Source organism: Stenotrophomonas sp. 1337 (assembly GCF_031455455.1).
GTDB classification, from domain to species: domain Bacteria; phylum Pseudomonadota; class Gammaproteobacteria; order Xanthomonadales; family Xanthomonadaceae; genus Stenotrophomonas; species Stenotrophomonas indicatrix.
This window is the reverse complement of the sequence record NZ_JAVDSR010000005.1, coordinates 72,599-87,183: the sequence shown is the minus strand read 5'-3', so window position 1 is coordinate 87,183 and position 14,585 is coordinate 72,599. Positions and strand designations below refer to the sequence as shown.

The window sequence follows — 14,585 nt, the reverse complement described above, 5'->3', positions numbered from 1 at the left end:
AGGCGATTTCCGCCTGCCAGGCAGCACATGTGTCGACGCAGACGCCAGGCGCTCAGCGGTCTTCCCCGGTCAGCGCGGCCAGGATCGGGCACTGGTCGAGCGCGCCATGTCCGGGGCAGGCATCGACCAGTTGCGAGAGGGCGCCATGCATGCGCTGCAGTTCGGCCATCCGCAGTTCGATGTCCTGCAGTCGAATCCGCGCGGTGTCACGCACGCTGCCCATGTCCTGCGGAGGATGATCGCTGAGGGAAAGCAGTTCACCGATCTCGTCCAGGCTGAAGCCCAGAGTCTTTGCACGGCGGATGAAGCGCAGGCGTCGCAGATCGTGCTCGCCGAAGATGCGATAGCCACCTGCCGTACGTGCCGCGGTGGGCAGAAGCTGCTGACGTTCGTAGTAGCGGACGGTGTCGATAGGGACGCCGGCCTGGCGTGCCAACTGACCAATGTTCACGGCGGACTCCTCTGGACCTGCCGTGCATAGTCATCCCTGGACTCTGGTCAAGAGTCAAGGCTTTGCCTGCGTCGCCCATTCAGCACACTTTGCAACTTTCTTCATAGCCCCCGGGGCAAGGCAGTTCCTACCCTCAACCTGAACCGGCCGCTCGACGGCCTGAACCGGAAGAGGAGGTGGGGAGTGGAGGGAATCAGCAACGAAGGATTCGTCGAGGTTGCGGTGGTTGAATACCCCGGAGGCGACCCGTCGGCTGCATCGGTGCTTGCCGAGATGGCGCACGTCGCCAATCGTCTGGCGCAGCAGCAGCGACGGCCCTGCAAGCGGGTGCTGGTCACCCGCTGGATTGTGCCTGCCAGCAATACCGGCGTGCATCGCATTGCCGGTGCCGAAATGCTGGACGCGGCAATTCCCGCAGTGATCGCCTTGCCGGGCCAGGTCAGTTCCGGTGCGTCGCTGCGCGCCGAGGATGTCCTGCTGGACTGGTTGCGGGCCCACTACGACGGCGGCAGCCTGCTGGCCGCCGCAGGTGACGGGGTCAGTGTGCTGGCACGGGCGGGTCTGTTGACGGGGCGCACGGTGTCAGGCCCTGACCTCAACCGCCATCCGGCGCTGCAGGTGCAGGTCGGCAGCTGGGCACCCAGTGAGCGTGCACTCGTCGATGATGGCGATCTGCTCACCGTGGGCGGGGCCCAGGCCTGGCGCTTCCTCGGTCTGCGCCTGCTGTACCGGCTGCACGGCCAGGGCGTGGCCAGCGCGGTGGCACAGCAGTTGGGGATAGTGGTGCCAGTGGGGATCCAGCAGGATCTCGAGCGATTCAGTGCCAACTTCGCCCATGGTGACCGTGACGTGCTGAAGGCGCAGCGCTGGCTGCATACCACGGCTGCACGTGGGGCGACGCTGGGGGCAATCTGTGAGATCTCCGGCCTGGAACCGCGGACCCTGCAACGCCGTTTCCTGAAGGCGACCGGGCTGCGGCCCATCGAGTACTGCCAGCGACTGCGCGTGGCCAAGGCGCAGACGTTGCTGCAGCAGGGCGCCAGCATCGACGAAGTTGCCTGGGGGGTGGGCTACGCCGATCAGAGCGCATTCCGCCGGCTGTTCCTGCGCATCGTCGGCATGACGCCCGCCAACTATCGTCGCCACGTCAGCAATAAACGCCGCGACCGTCCGCTGACGCCTGCCGTGGCCGGCAGTCTGCGGGGGCTGCGCGCCTCGCCGGGCACGCAGCTGGGGCGCAACGCCGCTTGATGAACTCTGTTGGATGCGTCGTGCTTGCATCGCAGGCACGACGCTTTGACCATGCGGGTCTGTGCAGGCGAGAGCGGGGGTGAGCTGATGTCGAGTGTTGGGCCGGTGCCGATGCCGGTGGTGTTGATCCTGATCTTCCTGTTGCTGGCGATGGCCATTGCGCGGTTCTGGTCGCGTGCCGAGCCTGGCCAGGCTCGGCCACCTGCAGCCGGGATGGTGCTGGACATGTTGCTGGTTGGCCTGCTGTGTGGCCGGCTGTCCTTTGTTGCCGCGCATTTCAGCCTTTATCGTGAAGCTCCCTGGAGCGTGCTGCAGATTGCCGATGGTGGGTATCACCTGCCCGTTGTGATTGGCGCTGGATTTGCTTGGGCGCTGTGGCGACTGCGCAGGCATCGCGCGTTGAGGGCGCCGGTGCTGGCAGGTGCGCTGGCCGGACTGCTGCTGTGGGGCGGTGCAAGCCAGGGGCTCGCGTACTGGCAGGCAAAGCAGATGCCGCTGCCGACACTGCAGGTAGTCGACCTGCAGGGCAGGGCGATTGACCTGCAGCAGTTTCACGGCAGGCCGCTCGTGCTGAATCTGTGGGCCAGCTGGTGCGGCCCGTGTCGCCGGGAGATGCCGGTACTGGCGACGGCCCAGCAGGAGCATGCCGATATCCAGTTCGTCTTCCTCAACCAGGGCGAGACCCTTGCCGAGGTCCAGACCTTTCTAGCCGCTGAACACATCTCGCTGGGCAACGTCCTGCTGGATGAGTCATCGGCTGCCTCTACCTCGCTGGACGTCCGGGCTTTCCCCTCCACGCTCTTCTTCGACGCGCAGGGGCGGTTGCAGGAACTGCATCTCGGCGAACTGACGCAGGCCGGTCTTGAACACAAACTGCGCCGGCTGCGGTAGCCTGCGCTGGCATCCCACTACGGAGTTTCCATGTTGTCGATTTCCCCGCGCATCGCGCATACGCTGATGCTGCCGGCCATGCTGGCGCTGGCTGCCTGCAGCCAGGCACAGACCCCGCCGGGCAAGGATGCCGCTGCACCGGCAACGGCTTCGGCAACGGCAGCCGCCAGGAAGGGTGAGTTGCCAGCTGTCCTGAAGGGCATCGAGAAGCATGGCTTCGAGGTGGTCTCCGAATTCGACGCGCCGGGCGGCCTGCGCGGCTTTGCCGGCATGGTTGGTGGCCAGCAGCCGGCGGCGGCTTACGTGACCGCCGATGGCAAGCATGTGCTGGTGGGTAGCCTGTTCGACGCCGAGGGCAACGAAGTTGCAGCCGAGACGCTGGAGAAGCTGGTTGCCGCGCCGATGTCGGCCAAGATGTGGAGCAAGCTGGAGGCCAGTGCCTGGGTACGCGATGGCAAGGCCGATGCGCCGCGCGTGGTGTACACCTTCAGTGATGCCAACTGTCCTTACTGCCACAAGTTCTGGGAGGCGGCACGGCCCTGGGTGGACGCAGGAAAGGTGCAGTTGCGCCACATCATGGTCGGCGTGATCCGCGAAGACAGTCCGGCCAAGGCGGCGGCGATCATGGCCGCGCGCGATCCCAGTGCGGCACTGCTGGAGAACGAGCATCAGTTCGATCGCGGTGGCATCAAGCCGCTGCCCAGCATCAGCCGGGACATCGCAGCCAAACTGGATGCCAACCAGGTGCTGATGGTGGAGATGGGCTTCCAGGGTACGCCCGGCATCCTGTTCCAGGATGCGCAGGGCCAGGTGCAGCGACGTGCCGGCCTTCCGCAGGGCAACGATCTGCAGGCGGTACTCGGCCCACGCTGAGGCCCCCGGGCTGCTGAACCGAGTGACAGGCCCACATGGCGACATGTGGGCCTGTTGCTTTCTGCGACAGTCCCGGCGAAGAGGGCTGCGCACGTCACGAACAGATGTCACGTCTGAATCGTGACTGACATCAAGCATTTCGCTTTGATCCCAATCAAGGCCAAAAACGACAGTCGAACTAGCCTTGGCGCATGGAATACAGCGTCACTGCGCTATGGATGCCGCACACGTCATGCCCTCGAGAGGGCGTGCGCGCAATGCCATTCACGACATTCTCACCCAGCGCTTGTTACCCAGACCCCTGCGGTCGCCCCCCCTTCGGCAGCGCTGCCGCAGTGGAAGCGACTCCGGCGCTGTCCGGGCAGGTGGGGCAATGTCATCGCCCTGTTGCCTGCATCGCGCAGGCTGGCGACGGTCGTCGACGCAGTACCCGCATTTCCAGCAACGGCTCGTTGAGGTCGGGGCGGCGCACGCGCGCTGCTCGGCCGCGCGGCGGAAGTTCCAGTCCGGGGAGGATGCAATGCGCTTGGCGGTACTGAGTATGGGGTGCCTGACGGCGATGGCAGCGATGCCGTTGCACGCACAGGAGGATGCGCAGGCATTGCGTCGGGAGATCGACGCGATGCGGCAGACGCTGCAGGGCATGCAGCAGCGTCTGGACCAGCTTGAACGACGCGAAGAGCGTGCGGCTGCGGCTCCCGTTGTACTGCCGTCGCCGACGCCCACTGCATCGCAGGCGACCACGACGGTGTCAACCGCCAGCGGGATCCTGCACCCGACCCAGGTTCCCGGCGTGTCGCCGACCGTGCTGCCCCAGCGTGAGTCGGTGGCCGATCCGTCAACGGCGGCCTCGCGCCCGGACAGCGCCGCCGGCCCGACCGATCCGGACCTGAAAGGCTTCTTCGCCATTCCCGGCACCGACACCGTGATCCGCATCGGTGGCTATGCCAAGCTCGATGCGATTGCGGATTCGCGCGGCGCCGGGGACGAGGATCAGTTCATTCCCTCGTCGATGCCGGTGGGCGGCAGCCATCGCGATGTTTCGAACTTCAACATCCACGCCAAGCAGACGCGTTTCAGTTTCGAAGCGCGGCGGCCGACCACCCATGGCAACCTGCGCTTCTATCTGGAGAATGACTTCTTCGGCAGCAGCGATGGCTATCAGTTCCGCCTGCGCCATGCCTATGGCCAGCTTGGCAACACGTACGCGGGTTACGGGTATTCCAGCTTCATGGACCCGGACAGCCTGCCCGACACGCTGGATTTTGCTGGACCCGGCGGCGCCGGTTACCTGCTGGTGGCCGGCATCCATCACAGCTTTGCACTGGGCAAGGGCAACACCCTGACCCTGGCCGCCGAAGACCCGGACACCGAGCTGGCCGGCGCCAGCGATGCGATGGCGGCGGTCAATCGATTGCCGGATGTGAGTGCCATCGCGCGCATGGAGCGTGACTGGGGGCACCTGCAACTGGGCGTCGTGGCGCGCAATCTGGCCTACGACGGCGATGCCCGCCGTGACCGCGTCTTTGCCGGTGGCGCGCAGCTCAGTGGCTCGGCCTCGGTGGGGGAACGCGATCTGTTGCTGTTCGGCGCGCTGGGCGGCCGCGGCCTGAGCCGCTACACCGCCGATCTCACCGGTTCCGGTCTTGACGCCGTGGTAGGTGCCGATGGACGTATCGAAGCGCTGGACCTGCACGGTGGCTTCGTCGGCTATACCCACTACTGGTCGGATCTGTGGCGCTCGAACCTGATCTACGGTCAGCTGACACTGGAGCGCAATGCGGCGCTGCCGAGTGATGCATTCCGGCAAAGCCGCTATGGCGTGTTCAACCTGATCTGGAGCCCGGCACCGTCGTGGACGATGGGCATGGAACTGCTGTACGGCCGCCTGCAGCAGCAGAGCGGAGCACGCGGCGACACGGTCCGGGTGCAGGGCAGCCTGCAATACAACTTCATCAAGTAAGCGCCAGCGGCAGCACGCCAGCGCAGCCATTCCCCACGCCCGGGTTCACCGGGCCCATGCCAGGTACAGGAGATTGTCATGGCAGAAGCAAAGAAAATCGGGGTGGTCGGAGCCACCTTCCTCGTCGCCGGCAACATGATGGGCTCAGGGGTGTTCCTGCTGCCCTCCAGCCTGGCCAAGATCGGTACCGCCTCGATATGGGGGTGGCTGATCACCACGGCCGGTGCGCTGCTGCTGGCCTTCGTGTTCGCCAAGCTCGGCAAGCTGGCGCCCAAAGCGGGTGGCCCGTATGCGTATGCACGCGATTGGTTCGGTCCCTACATGGGCTTCCAGACCAACACCATCTACTGGTTCGCCAACTGGATCGGCAACGTTGCCATTCCCATCGCGGCGGTGGGCTACTTCAGCTACTTCTTCCCGATCCTGTCCGAACCGCTGGTGCGCTGCATCGCGGTGCTGATCCTGGTGTGGGCGTTGAGCTTTGCCAACATGATCGGACCGGCGTTCGTCAGCCGCGTGCAGACGGTCACCACCAGCTTCGCGCTGGTGCCGATCCTGGGTATCGCCATCTTCGGCTGGTTCTTCTTCGATGCCGACATCTTCAAGGGGGCCTACAACGTCTCCGGCGAGTCGAACTTCGGCGCGATCTCCAGTGCTGCGGCACTGACCCTGTGGGCCTTCATCGGCGTCGAGTCGGCCTCGGTCACGGCCGGCGTGGTTGAAAACCCGGAGAAGAACGTGGCCCGCGCCACCCTGGCCGGTGTGTTCCTGGCCGCCATCGCCTACATCGCCAGCTCGTCGGTGATCATGGGCATGGTGCCCAATGGCGAGCTGCAGGTGTCTGACGCGCCGTTTGCACTGGCGGCGGCCAAGGCCGTCGGGGGCTGGGGTGGTGCGCTGGTCAGCCTGTGTGCCTTCATCGGCGCCGCAGGTTCGCTGGGCGGCTGGATCCTGCTGACCGCGCAGAGCGCCAAGGCGGCCTCCGATGATGGCCTGTTCCCGAGCATCTTCAGCAAGACCAACAAGGACGACGTGCCGGTCAAGGGCGTGCTGATCGTGGCGGTGCTGATGACCCTAGCGGTGCTGGTGACCTCCACCTCGAAGACGGCCTCGGCCCAGTTCGACGTGATCACTTCGGCGGCGGTCGTGCTGACGCTGCTGCCGTACATCTATTCGTGCGTGGCCTGCTACTTCGTGGTGGAGCGGTCGCACACGCTGGTGCACACCGGTGCGTTCTGGACCCTGACCAGCCTGACGGTCGTGTACTGCCTGTGGGCGATCTACGGCTCGTCGGGAACGATCGTGCAGTACGCCTTCCTGTTCGTGCTGTTCATCACTGTGTTCTATCCCTTCTTCAGCGAGGAGCGTCGCCAGCAGCGGCAGCGTTCCCGCGAGGCGGCGGCAATTTCGTCCGGCGCCCAGCGTTCCTGAGTTAGACAAGGAGAATCAACGTGTATTTCAAGTCCCTGGATTATCCGGTCATCGTCATTGACGGTGACTACGACTCGCCGCGCATCGGCGGCATCCTCATCCGTGCGCTGGTGGAAGAGCTGCGCAGCAATGACCAGCGCGTGCTGTGCGGCCTGAACCTGGACGATGCCCGTGCCGGCGCCCGTACCTATGTGGCCGCTTCGGCGGTGCTGATCTCGATCGACGGCAGCGAGGAGGTCGATGGCGAGTTCCAGCGCCTGACCGCCTTCCTGCGCGAGCAGAGTGCGCGCCGGGCCAACCTGCCGGTGTTCCTGTATGGCGAGCGCCGTACCATCGAGAAGGTGCCGAGCAAGCTGCTCAAGTACATCCACGGCTTCATCTTCCTGTTCGAAGACACCAAGAGCTTCATCTCGCGTCAGGTGATGCGTGCGGCCGAAGACTACATGCAGAACCTGCTGCCGCCGTTCTTCAAGGCGCTGATCCACCACGCGGCCGAGTCGAACTATTCCTGGCATACGCCGGGCCATGCCGGCGGCGTGGCGTTCACCAAGTCACCGGTCGGGCGCGCCTTCCACCAGTTCTATGGTGAGAACACGCTGCGCAGCGATCTGTCGATTTCGGTGCCGGAGCTGGGCTCGCTGCTGGATCACACCGGCCCGATCAAGGAGGCCGAGGACGAGGCCGCGCGCAACTTCGGCGCCGACCACACCTTCTTCGTCACCAACGGTACGTCGACGGCCAACAAGATCGTGTGGCATGGCACCGTGGCTCGCGGCGACGTGGTGTTCGTCGACCGCAACTGCCACAAGTCGCTGCTGCATTCGCTGATCATGACCGGCGCGGTGCCGGTGTACTTCACGCCCAGCCGCAATGCGCACGGCATCATCGGCCCGATCAGCCTGGACCAGTTCACCCCGGAAGCCCTGCAGCAGAGCATCGCGGCCAATCCGCTGGCCAGCCAGGCTTACCAGGCCGGTTCCAAGCCGCGTATCGCGGTGGTGACCAACTCGACCTACGACGGCCTGTGCTACAACGCCGAGAAAATCGCCGAGGAGATCGGCAGCGCGGTCGACTTCCTGCATTTCGATGAGGCCTGGTACGCCTATGCCGCGTTCCATCCGTTCTACGAGAACCACTACGGCATGGCCAAGGGCAAGCCGCGCGAGCAGGATGCGATCATCTTCACTACTCATTCCACGCACAAGCTGTTGGCCGCGTTCTCGCAGGCCTCGATGATCCACGTGCGCAATTCGGCCAGCCGCGACCTGGACGCCGAACGCTTCAACGAATCATTCATGATGCATACCTCGACCAGCCCGCATTACGGCGTGATCGCGGCGTGTGATGTTGCCTCGAAGATGATGGAAGGGGATGCGGGGCGTTCGCTGGTGCAGGAAATGCATGACGAGGCGATCGCCTTCCGCAGGGCGATGCTGCATGTACGCGACGATCTGGGCCGCGATGACTGGTGGTTCAGCGTGTGGCAACCGACAAAGGTCGAGCGCAGCTTGGACAAGGGCGATACACCGGCGCCGCTGGTCGCCAAGCGCGAGGAGTGGTACCTGCAGCCCGATGCGCACTGGCACGGGTTCGAGAACCTGGTCGATGACTATGTGCTGATCGATCCGATCAAGGTGACCCTGTTGACGCCGGGGCTGTCGATGGACGGCAGCATGGGCAAGCTGGGCATCCCGGCTGCGGTGCTGAGCAAGTTCCTGTGGGGCCGCGGCATCACCGTGGAGAAGACCAACCTGTATTCGGTGCTGTTCCTGTTCTCGATGGGCATCACCAAGGGCAAGTGGAGCACGCTGGTTACCGAGCTGATGGCGTTCAAGGAGCTGTACGACCGCAACGCGCCGCTGACCCAGGCGCTGCCGTCGCTGGCCGCCGACTATCCCCATGCCTATGCCGGCTGGGGCCTGCGTGACCTGTGCGACGCATTGCATGCGTTCAACCAGGAGTTCGCCGTGGCCAAGGTGATGCGCGAGATGTACGTGGACCTGCCGACGCCGGTGATGACCCCGGCCGATGCCTACAACCACCTGGTGAAGGGCGAAATCGAGCGGGTCGACATCGAGCAGATCAGCGGCCGCATCGCTGCGACGATGCTGGTGCCGTATCCGCCGGGCATCCCGACGATCATGCCGGGCGAGCGCTTCGGCGACCGCGACGAACCGATCATCCAGTCGCTGCGCATCGCCCGCGAGCAGAACGCGCGCTTCCCGGGCTTCGAGTCGGACGTCCATGGCCTTATCATCGAGCGCGATGGCGACGTGCCGTCCTACAAGGTGGAGGTGCTGAAGGCCTGAGCCGGTACGGTCGGCCCTTCGGTGGACGATGGATACCGCGCGCGAGCAACGCATCCTGAAGTTCTCGATCGGGGTCACCGTGGCGGTCAGCGCGGTCGGCTTCATCGGTGGCCTGCTGGTGGGATCGCAGGCCATCCTGTTCGACGGCATCTACAGCCTGGTCGACGTAGCCCTGACCTTGGTGTCGTTGTCGGTGCTGCGGTTGGTGGCGCGGGAGCACAGCCCGCGCTTCCAGTACGGCTATTGGCACCTGGAGCCGATGGTCGAGGCGCTGGGCGGGGTGATCCTGTCGCTGGCCTGCGTGTATGCGCTGGCCAACGCGGTGATCGGCTTGACCACCGGCGGGCACGAAGTGAAGTTCGGACCGGCGCTGTGGTGGGCGGCGCTGCTGAGTGCCAGCAACCTGGGCATGGCCGCGTTCGTGGCCCAGCGGGCCCGCAGGCTGCAGTCGGCATTGCTGTGGCTGGATGTGCGCGGCTGGTTGCTGGGGGGCTTGATGAGCCTGGCGGTGGTGCTGGCCTTCGTATTGGCGCTGGTGCTGCATGGTGGCCAGTGGCACCACTGGGTGCCCTATCTGGATTCGATCGTACTGGCGTTGATCAGCCTGGCGGTGTTGCCGGTGCCGGCGCGCAGTGCGTGGAAGGCCATGCGTGAAGTGCTGCAGGTGGCGCCCGATGACCTGGACGAGCGCGTGCAGCAGGTGATGCAGGCATTCGTGGCCGAGCATGGCTATGCCGGCTTCACCAGCCATGTGGCGAAGATGGGGCGGATGCGCTTCATCGAGATCCACATCCTGACGTCGCCGTCTACGCCGCTGGGCACGGTGGGTGAGGTGGATGCGATGCGCGATGAGATTGCAGTGCGGTTGGACGCGCGAAGCAGCACGTTCTGGCTGACGATCGATTTCACCGCGGATCCGGCGTGGACCTGATCCTGCCGATCGTTGCGTGCGTTGGACCGCTCTGTTGCATGCAATTGGTTTGACCTCAACAGCAGTTGAGGTCGCAGACTGCATCGCATTCCCCACAAGGCATGCGGTATGAACCTGCTGACCACCCCGGACTTCAGCCATGGCCTGCTGGATCTGTTCGATCCGCCCGGCCTGCACGATCCCAGTGCCAACGGATATTCGCATGTGGCGGTGGTGCGACTGCCAGCGCGTGTGATCCATATCGCCGGACAGGGAGGCGAGGACGACCAGGGAAGCCTGTCGCCGAGCTTCGAGGAGCAGGTGTCGCAGGCACTGGACAATCTGCAGACCGCGCTGCGGTCGGCGCATGCGGATCTGGCCGATGTTGCACGACTGCGGATCCTGGTGGTCGACCACGACGAGGATCGCCTGGGCATCATCGCCCGCCAGGTGCGGCGACGTTGGGCCAATCGCGCAGCGCCGACCTGCACGTTGATTCCGGTGCCGCGGCTGGCGTTGGACGGAATGCTGTTCGAGATCGAGGCAGAGGCCTACAGCGCTTAGCGCAGGTAGTACTCCACCGGCACCACCAGTTCCTGCGGAGCTGGCAGTTCTTCTGGAATCCGGGGCAGAGGCTGCGCGCGGCGGAATGTCTGCAGCGCGCTTTCATCCAGCATCGGCTGTCCACTGGACTGTTCCAGGCGCAATGCCCGCAGGTGGCCGTCGCGGTCGATGCTGGCCCTGACCCATGCGGTGCCCTGCTGGCGCCGCGACCTCGCTACGGCGGGGTAATAGCGGTAACGCTCCAGCCGCGCCATCAGGCGGGCTTCCCACTGGTCGCTGGCGGCGCCGGCCTGGAAGTCCGCCGGTGGTGCGTCCGGAGCGGGCGGTGCGGCCGTGATCGATGCCGGTGCGGAACGGGCATCGGTCGCGGCCGCAGGCGGGGCCACGGGCAAGGGCTGGTGGCCGTCGCCATTCTTCTCGCTGGCGGCGAGGTTGCCCTCGGGTGCCGCCGTGGCCCGCGGTGGTGGGGATGTTTTCCGCGCTTCGGCTGCCCGCGATTGCTGGGCCTGGCTGAAGCGTTCGGACTGCAGTTCTTCCACCGGCTGCGGCGGCGTGGCTGGCGCCAGCAGGCGCAGGCTGATGCGCACGTCCTGTTCCGGCGGCGGCTGCAGCGGCGGGGTGGACACCCAGTGGACGAACAGCAGCAACGGCAGCAGGTGCAGCCCGATGCTGATCGTCACCGCTTGCCAGTGCTGCCGACGCTCACTCATCGCTGACTACCCCGGACGGGTCGGCGACGTCGGCAGCGAGCAGAGGGCCAGTGACCGTATCAGCACCTGAGGCAAAGCTGTGTTGGATGAGTTTGCGACGGACGTGGGCGTGCAGCGGCCGGTAGCGGGCTGCGCACAGCTGCGCGACATCCGTCGATTCGACAGGCATGGGCACGGGGCGGGCGAGGGCTGGGGAAGGGAACAGCCCGCGGCGGCAAGGGCAGCGGTGTCACGTTACAGTAAAGAAGAATCATTTGCATCTGTGTTTGTGTGCACCCGTCCTGCGGTAGTGCCACGCGGGCGTGCGCTGGCACGCGTAGAGCGGGCTATGGCGAGCGCGCGGCGCGTTCCATCTGCAGCAGCAGGCGGTGCGCGGGGAACATACGCAGGCAGGGGTAGCGGGTGCGGTAGTAGGCATCCCAGTAGCTGGCAGCGCGCTGTCGGCAGAGGTCGAAGAATGCGCGGTTCTCGCCAATAAGCGCGGCATAGCGCTGCAGGCCGGTCTGTCGCGCCGGGATCGCCACGGCCGATGCGATCTCGTCCACGTACTCACCCAGCAAGGCCAGCTGGAAGGCATGCACCCAGGGCTTCGGCGAGGGACCCAGCGTCTCGATCGCACGTTGCCGTACATGTCCGTCACAATGGCGCGAAAGCAGGCAGAGGCAGAGGGCGCGCGCATCGTCCTGCAGATGGGATGCGAGCCGGAACAGGTTCGTAGCGTCCGCATAGATGCGATAGGGGAAGCGCAGCAGTTCTCCCTCGAGGACGAGGCGGTGTTCACCATTGCCCGACAGGTTGTCGATCCGTCCCAAGCGTCGCTGGAGCTCGGTGCAGGTTGCCTGCAGTGCGCTTGGAACGTCGATCAACGCGACGGTTCCGCCAGTGTCGTGCCGCGATGGTCGCAGTGGATCTGCAGGCTCTCGGTGGCGTTGGGGTGCAGATCGAAGCCGCACCGCTGCAGTGCATGCTTGGCCGCTGCAACGGCGTCTGCATGACGGCTGACGCGCTGCTGCTGCCAGCGCAATGGAGTGAACACGCCCAGCGGAAGCAGGCGTACGCGCCGGCCGTTCAGGACCAGCGAGACATCCACATGGCGACCGTCCAGATCATGGCCGTTGGCGCCGAAAATGGCGTCGATCTCATCGTGGCGATGCCGATAGCAGCAGCGGAACACGGCGATGCCGAGCCGCCGTACCAGACGCCGGAAGCCTCCCAGCTTTCCCTGGCTGCATTCGAAGCCGCGGGTGACCAGCAGGCGCAGCGTAGATGGCAGCAGTGCCTGCGCATCAAGCAGGCACTGCAGGACCTCGGCCTCGAGGATGACCTGTGACGCGGGCCAGCGCGGGGCAATGCGCAGGCCGTCGATGGTGCCTCGTGACAGGGACAGTCTGGAGGTTGGCGGGAGGTGGTCTGGCATGGGCGCGTTCCTGCGGCATCGAGCGGGAACGACTCTACAGGACGTTGCGCAGCATGCGTTGAGTCAATGCCGCATCACTTGGCGATCAGAGATCGCGGTATTGGATCTGCGCGGCCAGCACGCGCAGGCCATCGGCAGTGCTGGAGAGGATGCGCTCCTCACCGATGCCCTTCTGCCGTTGCAGGCTGAAGCCTTCGGCGGCGGGCAGGCGTGCGGCGATGGCATCGATGCGTTGCAGCGCGTTGGGACCGTCACAGTCGAAATGGCCCCAGTGGATGCCGTTGTGCTGGATGGTCAGGCGGTAGTGCATGGGCGGGTCTCCGGCAGGTCGTACAGCCACTGTTGGAACATCGCGGTCGCCGCGGCGGCGAGAGGCCCGCCGTAGCGGCGGGCCTGCGCGCGCAGGTCGATGGGATCGATGCCGGCCGCGGCCAGTTCCAGCGCGTGGCCGATCAGCCAGCGCTCGAACTGGCGCGCATCCAGTTCGGGATGGCATTGCAGGGCGAGTGCATGGTGGCCGATGGCGAAGGCCTGGTGGCGACAGGCGGGCGTACTGGCGAGGCGGCGTGCGCCCTCCGGCAGTTCGAAGGCTTCACCATGCCAGTGCAGCACCGGGATGCCCTGTAATGCCTGCAAAGGCGAGCGCTGGCCTTCATCGGTGAGCAGCAGCGGTGCGAAACCAATTTCCTTGCCGCCGGTGGGGGCAACGACCGCATGCAGTGCGCGCGCCATCAACTGGGCGCCCAGGCAGATGCCCAGCGTCGGCCGCTGTTGCTGCAGGCGACGCTGCAGCAACGCGATGCTGTCGGCGAGGAACGGGTAGGCCGATCCATCGTTGACGCTGATCGGGCCACCCAGCACCACCAGCAGATCGGCATCTTCGGCAGCATCGAGTGCATCCACGCCGGCTTGCAGTGCATGTACCTGCCATCCCTGCGCGAGCAGCAGCGGATGCAGGGTGCCAAGATCCTCAAAGGCCACGTGCTGCAGGGCAACGGCGCGCTTCATGCCGGTGCTCCCGGGGTGGGCCAGTAGAAGCTGTCGGGCGTGGAGCGTGCACCGAAGATCGCCTGGCCAACGCGGACGACGGTGGCACCTTCCTCGATGGCGACTTCAAAATCACCGGACATGCCCATCGACAGCTGCGACAGGTCCAGGCCTGCCGGCGCCGCCTGCTGAAGCTGGTCGCGCAGCTCGCGCAGGCGCACGAAGCAGGCGCGTACGCGTTCCACCTCGGGAGTGAAGATGGCGAGGGTCATCAGGCCACGCACGCGCAGGCGGTCGAAGGCGGGCAGCTGCTGCACGAAGTCGGCCACCGCTGCTGGTTCCAGGCCGTATTTGCTGGGCTCGGCCGAGGTGTTGACCTGTACGAACACATCCAGCGTACGGTCCTCCAGCAGCAGCCGCTGCTGCAGCGCCTCGGCCACGCGCAGGCTGTCCAGTGCCTGGAACTCGCTGGCGAAGCGTGCGACGTACCGGGCCTTGTTGGTCTGCAGGTGGCCAATGACCGACCAGTGCACGCCAAGGTCAGCCATGGCCTCGGCCTTGCGCTGCGCCTCCTGCACCTTGTTTTCGCCCAGCTGGTGGCAACCGGCGGCTACGGCCATGCGGATGCGTGCTTCATCGACGGTCTTGCTGACCGGTAGCAGGCGCACGCTGGCCGGATCACGACCGGCGCGGGCACAGGCGCTGGCGATGCGCTGGTGCACGGTGGCGAGATTGGCGGCGATCTGTTCGACGGACTGGGCGACGGGCCAGTCGGCGGCGGCGAGGGACATGGGGCACCTCCGGTGCGGGGTGGCCAGGGTGGGATAC

General features: G+C 65.7%; 15 protein-coding genes. 8 read left to right on the top strand and 7 right to left on the bottom strand.

What is annotated here, in order from left to right:
* Positions 1 to 52: 52 nt before the first annotated feature.
* On the bottom strand, positions 53 to 451 hold the full coding sequence (locus J2X70_RS09240; protein ID WP_309910042.1) for a heavy metal-responsive transcriptional regulator: 399 nt from the start codon (positions 449 to 451) through the stop codon (positions 53 to 55).
* A 183-nt stretch (positions 452 to 634) separates the two neighbouring features.
* Between J2X70_RS09240 and J2X70_RS09235 the strand changes: the two genes are divergently transcribed.
* The 8 genes from J2X70_RS09235 to J2X70_RS09200 all read left to right on the top strand — a co-directional run bounded on the left by J2X70_RS09235 (position 635) and on the right by J2X70_RS09200 (position 10,643).
* Positions 635 to 1,702, top strand: coding sequence for a helix-turn-helix domain-containing protein (locus J2X70_RS09235; RefSeq protein ID WP_032975236.1), 1,068 nt, complete (start codon positions 635 to 637; stop codon positions 1,700 to 1,702).
* Between the two features lie 87 nt (positions 1,703 to 1,789).
* A complete protein-coding gene (locus J2X70_RS09230) occupies positions 1,790 to 2,593 on the top strand; it encodes a TlpA disulfide reductase family protein (RefSeq protein ID WP_025879238.1) in 804 nt (267 codons plus the stop codon).
* 30 nt (positions 2,594 to 2,623) lie between these two features.
* A complete protein-coding gene (gene dsbG / locus J2X70_RS09225) occupies positions 2,624 to 3,466 on the top strand; it encodes a thiol:disulfide interchange protein DsbG (protein ID WP_033831389.1) in 843 nt (280 codons plus the stop codon).
* Between the two features lie 520 nt (positions 3,467 to 3,986).
* Entirely contained in the window at positions 3,987 to 5,429 is a 1,443-nt protein-coding gene (locus J2X70_RS09220) for a DcaP family trimeric outer membrane transporter (RefSeq protein ID WP_309910039.1), read from the top strand.
* A 78-nt stretch (positions 5,430 to 5,507) separates the two neighbouring features.
* Positions 5,508 to 6,860, top strand: a complete 1,353-nt coding sequence (gene adiC, locus J2X70_RS09215; protein ID WP_025879235.1) for an arginine/agmatine antiporter — start codon at positions 5,508 to 5,510, stop codon at positions 6,858 to 6,860.
* Between the two features lie 20 nt (positions 6,861 to 6,880).
* Entirely contained in the window at positions 6,881 to 9,169 is a 2,289-nt protein-coding gene (locus J2X70_RS09210; RefSeq protein WP_025879234.1) for an Orn/Lys/Arg decarboxylase N-terminal domain-containing protein, read from the top strand.
* A gap of 28 nt (positions 9,170 to 9,197) precedes the next feature.
* Positions 9,198 to 10,100, top strand: coding sequence for a cation diffusion facilitator family transporter (locus tag J2X70_RS09205; protein WP_025879233.1), 903 nt, complete (start codon positions 9,198 to 9,200; stop codon positions 10,098 to 10,100).
* 108 nt (positions 10,101 to 10,208) lie between these two features.
* Complete coding sequence (locus tag J2X70_RS09200; protein WP_025879232.1) at positions 10,209 to 10,643, top strand: RidA family protein; 435 nt, start codon at positions 10,209 to 10,211, stop codon at positions 10,641 to 10,643.
* Here the strand turns inward: J2X70_RS09200 and J2X70_RS09195 are convergent.
* The 6 genes from J2X70_RS09195 to J2X70_RS09170 all read right to left on the bottom strand — a co-directional run bounded on the left by J2X70_RS09195 (position 10,640) and on the right by J2X70_RS09170 (position 14,548).
* Positions 10,640 to 11,353, bottom strand: a complete 714-nt coding sequence (locus J2X70_RS09195; protein ID WP_309910036.1) for a TonB family protein — start codon at positions 11,351 to 11,353, stop codon at positions 10,640 to 10,642. The genes J2X70_RS09200 and J2X70_RS09195 overlap by 4 nt on opposite strands.
* A gap of 326 nt (positions 11,354 to 11,679) precedes the next feature.
* Positions 11,680 to 12,165 carry a hypothetical protein gene (locus J2X70_RS09190; protein WP_309910035.1) on the bottom strand — a complete coding sequence of 162 codons (486 nt, stop codon included), beginning with the start codon at positions 12,163 to 12,165 and terminating at the stop codon, positions 11,680 to 11,682.
* A gap of 50 nt (positions 12,166 to 12,215) precedes the next feature.
* Positions 12,216 to 12,770 carry a hypothetical protein gene (locus J2X70_RS09185; RefSeq protein ID WP_309910033.1) on the bottom strand — a complete coding sequence of 185 codons (555 nt, stop codon included), beginning with the start codon at positions 12,768 to 12,770 and terminating at the stop codon, positions 12,216 to 12,218.
* Positions 12,771 to 12,855: 85 nt separating this feature from the next.
* Positions 12,856 to 13,080 carry a hypothetical protein gene (locus J2X70_RS09180; protein ID WP_025879228.1) on the bottom strand — a complete coding sequence of 75 codons (225 nt, stop codon included), beginning with the start codon at positions 13,078 to 13,080 and terminating at the stop codon, positions 12,856 to 12,858.
* Positions 13,065 to 13,778, bottom strand: a complete 714-nt coding sequence (locus J2X70_RS09175; protein WP_309910031.1) for a glutamine amidotransferase — start codon at positions 13,776 to 13,778, stop codon at positions 13,065 to 13,067. The genes J2X70_RS09180 and J2X70_RS09175 overlap by 16 nt, the downstream gene beginning before the upstream one ends.
* Positions 13,775 to 14,548, bottom strand: coding sequence for a YggS family pyridoxal phosphate-dependent enzyme (locus J2X70_RS09170; RefSeq protein WP_099842812.1), 774 nt, complete (start codon positions 14,546 to 14,548; stop codon positions 13,775 to 13,777). The genes J2X70_RS09175 and J2X70_RS09170 overlap by 4 nt, the downstream gene beginning before the upstream one ends.
* Between the last annotated feature and the right edge of the window lie 37 nt (positions 14,549 to 14,585).